12 protein-coding genes are annotated in these 13,533 nt (G+C 71.7%); 7 read left to right on the forward strand and 5 right to left on the reverse strand.

The window, feature by feature from the left end:
• The first annotated feature begins 50 nt into the window (after positions 1-50).
• A complete protein-coding gene (locus ACWHMB_RS12790) occupies positions 51-911 on the forward strand; it encodes a peptidoglycan DD-metalloendopeptidase family protein (protein ID WP_293220109.1) in 861 nt (286 codons plus the stop codon).
• Positions 912-938: 27 nt separating this feature from the next.
• Here ACWHMB_RS12790 and ACWHMB_RS12795 read toward each other — a convergent pair whose 3' ends face one another.
• The 3 genes from ACWHMB_RS12795 to ACWHMB_RS12805 all read right to left on the reverse strand — a co-directional run bounded on the left by ACWHMB_RS12795 (position 939) and on the right by ACWHMB_RS12805 (position 5,107).
• Positions 939-3,668, reverse strand: coding sequence for a DUF1631 family protein (locus tag ACWHMB_RS12795; protein WP_377516381.1), 2,730 nt, complete (start codon positions 3,666-3,668; stop codon positions 939-941).
• A 6-nt stretch (positions 3,669-3,674) separates the two neighbouring features.
• Positions 3,675-4,085 (reverse strand): carboxymuconolactone decarboxylase family protein, encoded by a 411-nt coding sequence (locus ACWHMB_RS12800; RefSeq protein WP_293220103.1) that lies wholly within the window; start codon positions 4,083-4,085, stop codon positions 3,675-3,677.
• 65 nt (positions 4,086-4,150) lie between these two features.
• Positions 4,151-5,107: a succinylglutamate desuccinylase/aspartoacylase domain-containing protein gene (locus ACWHMB_RS12805; protein WP_293220100.1), complete on the reverse strand. Its 957-nt coding sequence runs from the start codon at positions 5,105-5,107 to the stop codon at positions 4,151-4,153.
• A 64-nt stretch (positions 5,108-5,171) separates the two neighbouring features.
• On the opposite strand from ACWHMB_RS12805, the gene ACWHMB_RS12810 reads away from it, so the two are divergent.
• From ACWHMB_RS12810 to ACWHMB_RS12825, 4 genes are all read left to right on the forward strand, one after another.
• Positions 5,172-6,185, forward strand: coding sequence for an LLM class flavin-dependent oxidoreductase (locus ACWHMB_RS12810; protein ID WP_293220097.1), 1,014 nt, complete (start codon positions 5,172-5,174; stop codon positions 6,183-6,185).
• Between the two features lie 35 nt (positions 6,186-6,220).
• Positions 6,221-6,841: a guanylate kinase gene (gene gmk, locus ACWHMB_RS12815; RefSeq protein WP_377478717.1), complete on the forward strand. Its 621-nt coding sequence runs from the start codon at positions 6,221-6,223 to the stop codon at positions 6,839-6,841.
• Positions 6,842-6,867: 26 nt separating this feature from the next.
• Entirely contained in the window at positions 6,868-7,068 is a 201-nt protein-coding gene (gene rpoZ / locus ACWHMB_RS12820; protein ID WP_293220091.1) for a DNA-directed RNA polymerase subunit omega, read from the forward strand.
• A 98-nt stretch (positions 7,069-7,166) separates the two neighbouring features.
• Complete coding sequence (locus tag ACWHMB_RS12825; RefSeq protein ID WP_377478719.1) at positions 7,167-9,401, forward strand: RelA/SpoT family protein; 2,235 nt, start codon at positions 7,167-7,169, stop codon at positions 9,399-9,401.
• Between the two features lie 3 nt (positions 9,402-9,404).
• On the opposite strand, the gene greB is transcribed toward ACWHMB_RS12825, so the two are convergent.
• Entirely contained in the window at positions 9,405-9,965 is a 561-nt protein-coding gene (greB, locus tag ACWHMB_RS12830) for a transcription elongation factor GreB (RefSeq protein WP_293220085.1), read from the reverse strand.
• Between the two features lie 31 nt (positions 9,966-9,996).
• Here greB and ACWHMB_RS12835 point away from each other — a divergent pair, with 31 nt between their 5' ends.
• Positions 9,997-11,307 carry an FUSC family membrane protein gene (locus tag ACWHMB_RS12835; protein WP_377478721.1) on the forward strand — a complete coding sequence of 437 codons (1,311 nt, stop codon included), beginning with the start codon at positions 9,997-9,999 and terminating at the stop codon, positions 11,305-11,307.
• Positions 11,298-12,260, forward strand: a complete 963-nt coding sequence (locus ACWHMB_RS12840) for an FUSC family protein (RefSeq protein ID WP_377479146.1) — start codon at positions 11,298-11,300, stop codon at positions 12,258-12,260. Before ACWHMB_RS12835 ends, ACWHMB_RS12840 begins: the two co-directional genes overlap by 10 nt.
• A gap of 11 nt (positions 12,261-12,271) precedes the next feature.
• Here the strand turns inward: ACWHMB_RS12840 and ACWHMB_RS12845 are convergent, their stop codons facing one another.
• On the reverse strand, positions 12,272-13,483 hold the full coding sequence (locus ACWHMB_RS12845; protein ID WP_377478723.1) for an MFS transporter: 1,212 nt from the start codon (positions 13,481-13,483) through the stop codon (positions 12,272-12,274).
• Positions 13,484-13,533 lie beyond the last annotated feature (50 nt).

Here is a 13,533-nt window from a genome sequence, read left to right on the forward strand (position 1 = left end):
ATTGATAGCTGCCCGCGCTTGACCATAGGGCGATAGCAGTCAATTCGACCATGAATCACGACGACCCGAAGCCGACCGCCCCCACGCGCCGCAGCCTGCTTGCCGCCGCCGGCCTGGCCTGCGTCGGCCCCGTCTGGGCGCAGTCGGCCGACCGCGGGCCCTGGCCCCAGGACGAACGCGTGCCTGGCGGCGTGGCGCGCATCGCCCTGGGCCCGGCGCCCGAGCGGCCGCAGGCCTTCGCGGACGACATGCCGCTGCTGGTGGTGGGCGACATGATCGCGTGGACGGCGCTGGTCGGCATCGCGCTGGCCGCCAAACCCGGCCCAGAGGCCATCCGCGTGCGCCAGGGCGACGCCGTGCACGAGTTGGCCTACACCATCGCCCCCAAGCGCTACGCCGAGCAGCACCTGAAGGTGGCGCCGCGCACGGTCGACCTGTCGCCCGAAGACCTGGCGCGCTACGAGCGCGAGCGCAAGCACCAGGACGGTGTGATCGCCACCCGCAGCGCGCCGCCCGCCGGTCGCCTGGCGATGCGCCCGCCGGTGCCGGGCAAGCGATCGGACTCGTTCGGCAAGCGGCGCTTTTTCAACGGCCAGCCACGCAACCCGCACAGCGGCATGGACATCGCCGCCGCCAGCGGCACGCCCGTGGTCGCGCCGCTGGCCGGCACGGTGATCGACACCGGCGACTACTTCTTCAACGGCAACACGGTGTGGCTGGACCACGGCGGCGGCCTGCTGTCGATGATGTGCCACCTGAGCCGCATCGACGCCACGGTGGGCACGCCGCTGGCGGCGGGCGAGCGCCTGGGCCGCGTGGGCGCCACCGGCCGCGTGACCGGGCCGCACCTGCACTGGGGCGTGGTGCTCAATCGGGCGTCGGTCGACCCGGCGCTGTTTCTGGACGTGTGAGCCGGCACGCGCCCACGACGATGGGCTTCAGTCGGCGAACGGGGCCGACACGGACGGCTCGTCGGCGTCGCCGGCCTGCGCTTCGCCCGCCTCCTCGGCCAGCCGGCGCAGCGCGCGCTCGACCACCGGGTCGATGTCGACCGGATGCAGGTGGCGCCGGCGCATCAGCTTCTCGCAGGTGCGGCGCGTCATGCTGTGCGCGCGCCCGCCGTGGCTGACGAACATGAACAGCGAGCCGTTGTCGCTCATCCAGCTCATCTGGGCGCGGCGCCAGGCGCCGTGCACGTACAGGTCGGCCCAGTCGCCGGTGCGCAGGCGGGCCACCTCGGCCTGAATGCGCGCCATCAGCTCGCCCTCGGACAAGTCCGCCGGCGCCGGGCCGGCCGGCGCGTCGGCCGCGGGCCGGGGCGTGTCGGCGCGCTCGGTCAGCAGGGGCAGGTCGGCGCGCTGCGAGGCGCTTTGCACGTCGGTCGGCACGGCCGGCTGGGTGGGTGCATCGGGTGGCTGGGTGGCGGGCCAGTCGTCCAGGCCCTGCGTGTCCTCGAAGCCGGCCGCCTCGCGCTCGTGGCGGCCCAGCCAGGGTTCGTCGGCCTTGCGCGGCGTGGGGCGCTCGGCGCCCTCGGGCTCGGGCGGCGGCAGCTCGGCCCATTCCTGGCCCGTGCGGGCAAAGCCCGTGGCCTCCACGTCCTGCGCGCTGCGCAGGCGGCGCAGGCGCAGCACCGGGTCGTGATAGCGCAGCAGCGCGTCGAAGAAGGCCTGCGTCTCGGCCGGCTCCTTGCCCAGCATGTCCAGGCCGCGGCGCAGGGTCTTGATGACGCCGGGCACCACCTCGAACAGCCTCGCCGGCCGCTTCATCACCTGCTCGCGGTTGACCGACCACAGCAGGTCGCTGACCACGGCCAGGTAGCCGCCCGGGTCGAGCTTCGCGCCCTTGTGGGTCAGCTGCGCATGCGCGATCACCAGCGACCAGTCGCGATACAGGAAGTCGGCCACCACGGCGGGCACGCCCACCAGATCGGAGCGCAGGCTGAACTCCCAGGCAATGCGGTCGGCCAGCGCCTGACGCTCCTGGGCGAACTGCATGGAGTGCTGCAGCTGGTCGCGCGCGCTTTGCTCGCCCTCGTCCTGCGCCTGCCAGTCGGCCTGCAGCGACAGGCGGCGCGCCTCGAAGTCGCTGGGCGTGGCGGCCGGCAGCGCGACCAGCTCGCGCACGGCGGTGCGCACCGGCGTCATGAAACGTTCGAACTCGGGCGCGAACTCGTCGTTGTATTTGAAGCTGCGCTGGGCAATGGCCTCGACCAGCAGGCGCGCCGGGTGCGCCTCGTCGCCGAAGAAGCGCGGATCGTCTAGCGCCATGCGCAGCAGCGCCGGCTCCAGCGCGACGAAGGCCTCGCGCACCGGCGCCAGCATGCGCTCGTCGCCGGCCACCTGGTTGATCAGCGCGCGCACCGCGTCCAGCCCCAGCACCTGGCTGATGCGGGCGGCCTTGGCCTTGAGCCGCATCAAGGTGTCGGTGCGGGCCCGCGCCGAAGCCCACTCGCCCCATTCGTCGGGCGGCAGCGGGCGATCGACGCCGACGCGCGGCGCCGCGCGCGCCATCAGGTCCTGGCCGCGGCGGCGCTCCTGCTCCTGCACGTGCGCCAGCGCATCGAACCCGGCCTCGGGCCGGCTCGCCAAGGCCTCCATCTCGGCCTCGACCGCGTTGTAGTAGCCCTGCGGCAAGGGCTCGTCGTGGGCCTCGATCCATTGCGGCTGGTACAGGAAGTCGCGGATCACGCCGGCATCCACGGCGGGCTTGGCCTGCGACAGCTGCTCCATCCGGGGCACGAAACCGCGTCGGCGCGCGCCGCGGCCCGAACCGCGGGCGCCGCCTGCCAGGCCCGGGCCACCCGCACCGTCGCCGGCAAATCCCGAGCTGGCCGCCCCGTAACCGCCGCCACCGCTGCCGCCACCGCCACCGCCACCGCCACCGCCACCGCCACTGCCACCGCTGCCGCCACCGCCACCGCCACCGCTGCCGCCACCGCCACCGCCACCAGCATCCGTCGCCGCACCGGTGCCCGGCGTGCCGCCGGAGCCCGAACCGCCGGAGCCACCACCTCCCACCAGCCGCAGGCGGTAGCGCGCCTCCTCGACCCCCTGGGCCGTCAGCATCGCGTTCAGGGTCTCGTACAGCACATGCATCTCGGCCGCGAAGGGACGGCCCATGTGGCGAAGCCAGTGGCTGCGCAACTCCGGTGCCTCGGGCTGGGCCTCCAGCACCTGCAGCAGCGCCGTGCAGAACACGTCGGGGCGAAACGGGTTCAGGTCGGCGCGCACCACGGGCAGGCCCAGCACCGAACTCATCAGCGAATCGAGCACGCCCAGCGAGCGCTCGACCACCGGCATCGCGTTTTGCTGCAGGCGCGAGGTCTCGACAAAGCGCGCCACCTCGGCGTCGTCCAGCAGCGCCAGCAGCGTCTCCTCGCGCTCCGGCGCGCGCCGGGGTTCAGGCTCGGCCTCCTGCCGCAGCGCGCGCTCGACGCCCTGCATCAACACCTCGGGAAACTCGGCCCGCAGGCGCGGCGCATGGCGCAGCAGCGCCGCGTGCGCATCGCCCAGTTGCAGCCGGCGCGCCACCGAGCGCGCACCGCGCCCGGTCTCCTCGATCGCGCCACACGCCGCCTGCACCGTGCGCTCCAGCATGGGTGCGGCCCGCAGCAGCACCTCGCGCTTGCTGCGCTCGAGCAGTGGGCTGGTGCCGCGGGCCGTGCGCATGGCCGGTCAGCGCGCCTGCGCGTCGAACGCGGCGTCCACGGGCACCTGCAGCGCCGTGGCCAGGTGGTTGGTCTTGGCCGCCAGGCCGACGATGGCCAGCAGTTCGGCGTACTGCGCCTCGCTCATGCCGCGCGCGCGCGCGGCTGCCGTGTGCGAGTGCACGCAATAGCTGCACCCGTTGGCCACCGAAACGGCGACGTAGATCAGCTCGCGCACCAGGGGATCGAGCGCGCCGGGCTCGCCCATCACCTGCTTGACTTCGGTCCAGGTGGACTGCAGCAACTGTGCATCGGCGGCGGCCAACGCGCGCCAGAAGTTGTTGATCCGGTCGGTGCGGCGCGTGGCGCGAATGTCGTCGAACACCGCCTTCACCTGCGGCTGCAGCGCGTCATCGGACAGAACGGGAACAGTCGACATGGTGCAATCGGCGCCGGCGCGGCGCGTGGGTCGGTGGTCGTGCCGCGGTCGAGGGCGCGGCCCGTTCAGGCCGCCAGCGGCTGCGTCAAATATACCGCCTCGCGCCCGACGATTGGTTTGCGCGTGGGCATGAAAACGGTGCATTCGTCGCACGGAGCGCGGATTTCGCCCGCCTCGCCGTCGGTGGCGATCAGCTCACCCTGCGCGAAGGTCTCGAAGCCCTGCAGCGGTCGCACGAAGCGGAAGGCCTCGGTCTGCACCATGCAGGTGCGCAGCAGCTCGAAGCGCCGCTGGGTCGCCGGCTGGCTCGCCGGCGCGGGTGCGTCGATCAAGCCGAAGTGCGCCAGAAAGTCCAGCGCGGTGCGCGTGGCCACCTCGGCGCTGGCACGCAAAAAATGCTGGCCGCATTCGACCACCAGGGCCACGCCGGCGCCACCGCCCGCCAGTCCGTGGCGCCCATGCTGGATCAGCGGCGTGCCGCTGCCCAGCCCGCTGGGCATCACCAGGTGCGTGACGACCGCGCCGCGCGCGCCGATGGCCAGTGCCGCCCGTGCATTGCGCTCGAAGCCGGGATAGACCCAGAACGGCCCGCCGTCGTGGCTGGTCGAGTGGATGTCCAAGATGTGATCGGCCGCGGCCACCACCGGGCGCAGCGCGCGCGCCCGGCGCAGCTCGGGGCTGTCCTCGGCGCCGTCGAGCCAGTCGGCCGACCAAACGCGGTTGAGGTTGTGCACCAGTTGCCGGTTGGCGAACGGGTCCTCGGCCTGGAAGGCCTCGTAGGCCTGCACGTGGGCGAAGCTCACCGTCAGCGTGCCGATCAGCGGGCGCACGCCGGTGTCCAGCAGATGCGTGGCGGCCACCATGCCGCAGATCTCGTTGCCGTGCGTCAGCGCGTTGATCAGCACGTGCGGGCCCGGCCGGCCGGAGTCGAAGCGGTGCACGTAGTCGATGCCGGTGTTGCCGGCCCGGTAGGCCGACAGATCGCGCGGCAGCACTTCCAGGCGCGTGTCCTTGAGTTTCATGATGGATCGAGGGGTTGCCAAAGATGCCGAACGCCGCGTCAAACGCTTCGCGCACAATCGGCGCATGACCAAAGCTTTGCAGGATATCGCCTTTTCCATGCTCGATCTGGTGGCCGTGCGCGAGGGCCGCTCGGTGGCCGACGCGCTGTCGGTGGCGCTGGCCACGGCGCGGCACGTCGAGCGCCTGGGCTTCGTGCGCTACTGGATGGCCGAGCACCACAACATGATCGGCATCGCCTCCTCGGCCACGGCCGTGCTGGTGGGCCACGTCGCCGGCGGCACCGAGCGCATTCGCGTCGGCTCCGGCGGCGTGATGCTGCCCAACCACGCCCCGCTGGTGGTGGCCGAGGCCTTCGGCACCCTGGCCGAACTGTATCCCGGCCGCATCGATCTGGGCCTGGGCCGCGCGCCGGGCACCGACCCCATGACCATGCGCGCGCTGCGCCGCGACCGCGTGGAGACGGTGGACGACTTTCCGCGCGACGTCGCTGAGCTGCAGCACCTGCTGGACACGCCCCAGCCCGGCCAGAAGCTGGTGGCCACGCCCGGCGCCGGCACGCGCGTGCCGATCTGGCTGCTGGGCTCCAGCCTGTTCTCGGCCCAGCTGGCGGCCGAGCGCGGCCTGCCCTATGCCTTCGCCTCGCATTTCGCGCCCGCGCTGCTGCTGCAGGCCATCGACCTGTACCGCCGCCTGTTCAAGCCCTCGGCCCAGTGCCCGCGGCCCTATGTGACCATCGGCGTGCCGGTGGTGGCCGCGCCCACCGACGCCGAGGCCATGCACCTGGCCGGCAGCGTGTTCCAGCGCGTGCTGAGCATCCTGCGCGGGGAGCGCGGCCTGCTGCAGCCGCCGCAAGAGGGTTTTTTCGCGCGGCTGACCGAGGCCGAGCGCGCCGGCATCGCCGACTTCCTGGCCTGCGCCGTGATCGGCGGCCCGCAGACCGTGCGCGCCGGCCTGCAGACGCTGGCCGAGCAGACCGACTGCGACGAGATGATGCTGGTGTGCGACGTGTACGACCCCGCGCTGCGCCTGCGCGCGCTCGACATCGCTGCGGCCGCCCGCGTGGCCGCGCCGAAATAAAATCGGGCCGCAAACACCCTCGGTTTGCACCCTTCATGGACACTCTCGGCAATCTGTTCGTCGTCGCCGCGCCCAGCGGTTCGGGCAAGTCAAGCCTGGTCAAGGCGCTGATGGAGGTGGATGTGGGCGTGGCCCCATCGGTCTCGCACACCACGCGCGCGCCGCGCGGCCAGGAAAAGGACGGGCGGGAGTATTTCTTCGTCGACCGCGCCACCTTCGACCGCATGATCGAAGCGGGCGACTTCTTCGAGTGGGCCCAGGTGCACGGCAACCGCTACGGCACCTCGCGCCAGGCCATTGCCGCCCGCATGCAGGCCGGGGGCGACGTGGTGCTCGAGATCGACTGGCAGGGCGCGCTGCAGATCCGGCGGCTGTTCGCCAATGCCATCCTGATCTTCGTGCTGCCGCCCAGCTGGGACGAGCTGCGCGCGCGCCTGCAGCGGCGCGGCGAGGATTCGGACGAGGTGATCGAGCTGCGCCTGGCCAATGCGCGCGAGGAGCTGGCCCAGGTCAATCAGTTCGACTACGTTATAATCAACGAGGTATTCGAGCGCGCGCTGTTTGACCTCAAGGCCATCGTTCACGCGCAACGCCTGAGATTCAGCGCCCAAAAGCGTGTCCACGCCGATACGTTCAAGGCCCTCGACATCGACTGATCCACCCCTTACACGCAGCACCCGCCATGGCCCGCATCACCGTCGAAGACTGTCTCGAGAAAATCCCCAACCGCTTTCAACTGGTGCTGGCAGCCACCTACCGCGCGCGCATGCTGAGCCAGGGCCACGCCCCCAAGGTCGAGACCACCAACAAGCCCGGCGTGACCGCGCTGCGCGAGATCGCCGCCGGCCAGATCGGCCTGGAAATGCTCAAGAAGGTGCCCTGAACGCACCCGCGCCCCCAAACCCCCTGAAAAATGCGCCCCTTGCGGCGCATTTTTCATGTCGACGGACAATCCGCGCCCCGAATGGTTAAATTCGGGGGATGAGCACCGCGGCGCCTCCCCTGGATCCCCCGCTGGCTGCCGCCAACGCTGCGGCCGCCAGCTTTGCCGCGCTGGAGTCCAAACTGGGCTACCTTGACGCGGCCGACGTCGAGCGCGTGCGCCAGGCCTATCGTTTTGCCGACACCGCCCACCTGGGCCAGTTGCGCCACAGCGGCGAGCCCTACATCACCCATCCCATCGCGGTGGCCGCGCAGGCGGCCGAGTGGAAGCTGGACGCTCCGGCCATCATGGCCGCGCTGCTGCACGACACCATGGAGGACTGCGGCGTCACCAAGGCCGACCTGGTCGAGCGCTTGGGCGCGCCGGTGGCCGAATTGGTGGACGGACTGACCAAGCTGGACAAGCTGCGCTTCAACACGCGCGAGGAGGGCCAGGCCGAGTCCTTTCGCAAGATGCTGCTGGCGATGGCGCGCGACGTGCGCGTCATCCTGGTCAAGCTGGCCGACCGCCTGCACAACATGCGCACCATGGGCGACATGCCGCGCAACAAGTGGGGCCGCATCAGCAGCGAGACGCTCGACGTCTACGCCCCCATCGCGCATCGGCTGGGGCTCAACCAGACCTATCGCGAGCTGCAGGACCTGGCCTTCCGCTACCTCAAGCCCTGGCGCTACAACGTGCTGTCCAAGGCCGTCACGCGCGCGCGCCAGCGCCGGCGCGACCTGATCCAGAAGGTGCAGCAGGACGTCGAGCGGGCGCTGGGCGAGGCCGGCCTGGCGGCGCGCATCATCGGGCGCGAAAAGCCCCTGTACTCCATCTACCGCAAGATGGACGACAAGCGCCTGTCCTTCGCCCAGGTGAGCGACCTGTACGGCGTGCGCCTGATCCTGCCCGACATCATCAGCTGCTACACCGCGCTGGGCCTGCTGCACCAGCTCTACAAGCCGGTGCCGGGGCGCTTCAAGGACTACATCGCCATCCCCAAGGTCAATGGCTACCAGTCGCTGCACACCACGCTGGTGGGGCCGGCCAGCATCAACGTCGAGTTCCAGATCCGCACCGAGGCGATGGACCTGGTGGCCGAGGCCGGCGTGGCCGCGCACTGGCTGTACAAGAGCGGCGAGCACGGCCAGCTGCACGACGCCCAACTGGGCAACCAGTGGCTGCAGTCGCTGCTGGACATCCAGAACGAAACGCGCGACGCCGCCGAGTTCTGGGACAACGTCAAGGTCGACCTGTTTCCCGACGCGGTCTACGTCTTCACGCCCAAGGGGCAGATCATGGCGCTGCCGCGCGGCGCCACCGTGGTCGACTTCGCCTACGCCATCCACAGCAACGTGGGCGACCACACGGTGGCCGCCAAGGTCAACGGCGAGCAGGTACCGCTGCGCACCGAGGTCAACAACGGCGACGTGATCGAGGTCGTCACCGCCCCCGTGTCCAGCCCCAACCCGGCCTGGCTGGGCTTCGTGCGCACCGGCCGCGCGCGCTCCAAGATCCGCAGCCATCTCAAGTCGCTGGCGCAGGACCAGTCGCGCACCCTGGGCGACAAGCTGCTGGCCCAGGCGCTGCGCGCCGAAGGCCTGGGCAAGCCGCCGGGCGACGGCCCCGAGGACAAGGCGATCTGGGACAAGCTGCTGCGCTTTACCGGCAACCGCGCGCGCGACGAACTGCTGCTGGACATCGGCCTGGGCAAGCGCAGCGCCAGCATGGTGGCCAAGCGTCTGGTCACGCTGCTGGGCGAGCAGGGCGTCAAGCCCGACGCGCTGCTGCTCACCCGCGCGCGCTACACCGCGCACGAAAACCTGTCGCAAGGCGCCGTCACGGTCGACGGCAGCGCCGACGTCTCCATCAAGTACGCCACCTGCTGCCGCCCGATTCCGGGCGACGGCCTGCTGGGCTACCTGGGCCGGGGCGAAGGCCTGGTGGTGCACACCGACGACTGCGCCGTGGCGCGCCGCCTGCAGCACAAGGACCCCGAGCGCTTCATCACCGTCGCCTGGGCCGACGAGCCGGTGCGCGCCTTCGAGGTCGGCATCGTCGTCACCGTGGTCAACGGCAAGGGCGTGCTGGCGCGCGTGGCCGCCGCCATCGCCTCGGCCGAATCCGACATCGTGCACCTGGGCATGCCCGACGAGGTGGCGCAGGACGCGCTGGACCTGCGCTTCGTCATCACCGTGCGCGATCGCACCCACCTGGACCACGTGCTGCGCACCCTGCGCTGGACCCACTCGGTGCTGCGCGCCACGCGCACCGTGCCCACTGCCGCCTGACGCCTAGGCCGCGGGCGCCGGATAGTCCACCGCCAGCACCTCGATCTCCTGCACCCCGGCCGGCGTGGCCAGTTGCAGCACGTCGCCGATCCGCGCGCGCAGCAGGGTGCGGGCGATGGGGCTGATCCAGCTCACCTCGCCCTGGCTGCTCTCGGCCTCGTCGATGCCCTTGATGGTCACCGTGCGGCGGGTGCCCTGCTCGTCCTCGTAGGTCACCGTGGCGCCGAAGAACACCTGGTCGCCGCCATGGTGCACGCTGGGGTCAGTCACCTCGGCGATCTCCAGGCGCTTGGTCAGAAAGCGCACGCGCCGGTCGATCTCGCGCAACCGCTTCTTGCCATAAAGGTAGTCGCCGTTCTCACTGCGGTCGCCGTTCTTGGCCGCCCAGTGCACCGCCTCGACCACCTTGGGGCGCTCCTCGTCGATCAGGTTCAGCAGTTCGCCACGCAGGCGCGCGTAGCCCTGCGGCGTGAGGTAGTTCCTGCCCCCCGCGGGCAGGGGCGGCAGCGCGACGTCGTCCTCGTCGTCCTCGCCATCGCTTTCGCGCGTGAAAGCCTTGTTCATCGCTCGATGATAGCCATGCAACAATCGCGCGATGGCCCTGCTTCAAGGCACGTCGTTGAACCAACGTTTGGTGCAGGCACGCCGCACGCTGCTCAGCGCGGCCATCCTCAACGGCGCCTCGGTGGCCGTCGGCATGGCGCTGGTGGTCGCCGTCATGTACGCCGCGCTCGGCATGGCGGCCGCATCCAACGCCAGCGTGGGCACCATCATCGCCCTCATTTCCGACACGCCGCGCGCGCGCCGCGGCAAGTTCTCGCATCTGCTGGCCGCCCCGCTGCTGGGCCTGCCGCTGTTCCTGGCGGTGCAGTTGCTGCGTGGACACCCGGTCGAGCTGGGCCTGCTGCTGGTGCCCGCCACCTTCCTGGCCTTTCTGTCGACCGCCTGGGGCCGCGCCGGCATGCCGGTGGCGGCGGCGGTGATGTTCGCCATGCTGCTGGCCATGGCGCCGCAGCCGGCCAGCAGCCTGCAGGAGGCCCTGCTGCGCACCGCCTGGTGCGCTTGCGGCGCCTTCCTGTACGTGCTGTACGCCACGGCCAGCAACGCCCTGCTGAATGGGCGCTATAGAACCCAGACCATGGCCAGCGTGCTGCTGAGCGTGGCGGCGCTGATGCGCACCCATGCCGGCCGCTTCACGCGCGTGCCGGCCGACTCGGCGCAGGCCGACGATCCGCGCGCCGTCGGCGACGTGCTGCAGCGCCAGGCCGCGTTGGCCGAGCAGCTGCAGGCCGCGCGCGACCTGATTCTCGAATCGCCCAGCACGCCGCGGCGCCAGCGCCTGGCCGGCATGCTGATCGTGGTGCTGGAGCTGCGCGACCGCCTGATTGCCGGCGAGCTGGACATCGAACGCCTGCAGGCCATCCAGCCCGCCGCCCTGGCGCCGCTGGCCGCCACGCTGGACACCATGGCCGACGAGGTGGCGGCGCTGGCCGACGCCATGCTGCTGGGCCGAACGCCCGAGCCGGCCAGCGACCACCGCGCTGCGCTGCAAGCCCTGCGCGACCGGGCCGAAGCCCTGGCCGCCGCCAACCCGCACGACGACGAGATCCTGGAGCGCGCCGCGTTGGTGCGCAGCGTCTGCGTGCGCGTGGGCGACGAAGACGCCGCCGTGCGCCAGCTGACCGCCCGGCCCGGGGCGAGCAGGCGCCCCAGCTGTCGGCTGTTCGGCGCGGCTGGCAGCTGTTCGTCAGTCCGGCCTACTGGTCCATCCAGCCGCTGCTGGGCGTGTGGCACTGGCGCCAGCCGGCGCTGCGCCATGCGCTGCGCGCGGCGCTGGCCATCGGCGCCGGCTACACGCTGGCACGCCTGCTGCCCTGGGGTTCGCGCGACTACTGGGTGTTGCTGACCATCGTCGTCGTGCTGCGCGGCAGCCTGGCGCAAACGCTGGAGCGGCGCAACGCACGCGTGGCGGGCACGCTGGTCGGCAGCGGGCTGGCCGTGGGCCTGCTGGCGCTGCACCCGCCGGCCGCCGTGCTGCTGCTGGTGGTGGTGGTCGCCCAGGGCGTGGCCCACGCCTTCGTGGTGCGCCACTACGCCACCACCGCGCTGGCCGGCTCGGTGATGGGCCTGCTGCTGGCCCACCTGCTGTACAGCGGCGACAAACCCGCCCTCGACTTCATCGAGCGCGTGGGCGACACCCTGCTGGGCACCGGCATCGCCTGGGCCTTTTCGTACGTGCTGCCCTCGTGGGAGCGCCACCAGATCGCCGACACCGTGCGCCGCGTGGCCCGCGCCATGGGGCGCCACGCCCGGTTCTCGCTGGCACTGGCCACGCTGGCCGAGGTCACGGGCCAGCCCGAGCTGGCTTGGCGCCTGGCCCGGCGCGAAGCCTACGACGCGCTGTCGGCCCTGGTGCTGGCCAGCAACCGCGCGCTGGTCGAGCCGCGCGCCGTGCGCCCGCCCATCGCTGCGCTGGAGCAGCTGCAGGGCCACGGCTACCAGCTGCTCGGCCAGCTCAGCGCCATCCAGTCGATCCTGCTGCTGCGGCGCCAGCGCCTGCAGCTGGATGCCGTGCAACCCGCGCTCGACGCGGCGGCGCGCGTCATCGAGGAGGCGCTGGACATGACGCGCCCCTGGCAGCCGTCCGAACCCCATGTCCACGACGCGGACGACGCGCCGCTGCTGGGCTCGGCCGTGCCAGAGGTCCTGCCCGACCCGTTCGAGTCCGACTCCAGCGCCTGGCTGCTGCGCCGCCTGGCCCTGGCCTGCCGCCTGGCCGGCGCGGTGCGCGCCGATGCCGACCGCGTGCTGGCCGAGCTGGCGCCCGGTTCGCCAGAGCCCGTGCCCGCCCGCGCCTGAACGCCCGCGTCTCAGGCCCGGGCCGCCGCCGGCGCCGCCATGAAGCGCCAGGCCACCCACCAGCCCAGCGCCTGCGTGGCCACCAGCAGCGCCACCGTGCCCGCCCAACCGCCGTGGGCGTAGGCCACGCCGCCCACCCAGGCACCGCAAAAGCCGCCGGCGTAGTAGGCGGTGTAATACAGGCCGCTGGCCAGCGAGCGGCCGTGGTCGATGCGGTAGGCGATGTAGCTGAGCGTGGCCGACTGCGTGATGAAGGTGCCGCAGGACGCCAGCGCCAAGCCGGTCACGATGCCCGCCACCGAGGGCAGCAGCGTCACCAACACGCCCAGGCCCGCTAGGCCGACCGACAGCAGGATGGTGCGCCGCGCGCCCAGGCGCGGAATCCAGCGCCCCGCCAGCGGCGTGACCACCACCCCGATCAGGTAGACCCCGAACACGTTGGCCAGGGCAGCCGGGCTGAAGTGGTAGGGCGCCGCCGCCAGGTGAAAGTTGACGAAGGTAAACATGCCCACCTGCGCAAACAGCGCCGTAAAGCCCAGCGCGCCCGCCGCCTGCAGCGCCGGATGGCGCAGCAGCGCCATCAGCGTGGCCAGGGTGCTGGCCACGCGCCGGTCGGCCACGAAGTGGCGCGAGGGCGGCAGCACGCGCCACACCAGCACGCCGCCGGCCACGTTGAGCAGGGCCATCACGCCGAAGGCCGCGCGCCAGGACATGTAGTCGGTCAGGTGCCCCAGCAGAAAGCGCCCCAGAAAGCCGCCCAGCACGCTGCCGGTGATGTACAGCGTCATCACCCGCACCATCGCCGCGGCGCGAAACTCCTCGCCGATGTAGGCGATGGCCACCACCGTCACGCCCGGCACCGCCAGGCCCTGCACGAAGCGCCACACCGTCAGGCCGTGCACCGTCTGCACGCCCACCATGGCCGCCGTGGGCAGCGCCAGCGCGAACACCGAAGCCACCACCAGCGCCTTGCGCCCCAGCGCGTCCGACACCATGCCCATCAGCGGCGACAGCAGCGCCACCCCCAGCACCGTGGCCCCCACCGCACGGCCGATCTCGACCACGGTGGCGTTCAGATCGCGCTGCAGCTCGGGCAGGATGGACTGCACCGAATACACCTGCAAGAAGGCAAACACCCCGACCAGCGCAATCGTCACCAGCAGCAGCGGACCGGGACGGTCGTTGAAGTCGGCGGACGAGGTAGGCGCAGGGGGAGCGGACATGGGCACGATGCCAGACGAAGGACGCACCCGTGACGCCGGCGAAAAAGCAA

The sequence above is a fragment of the Ottowia pentelensis genome (genome assembly GCF_964341695.1).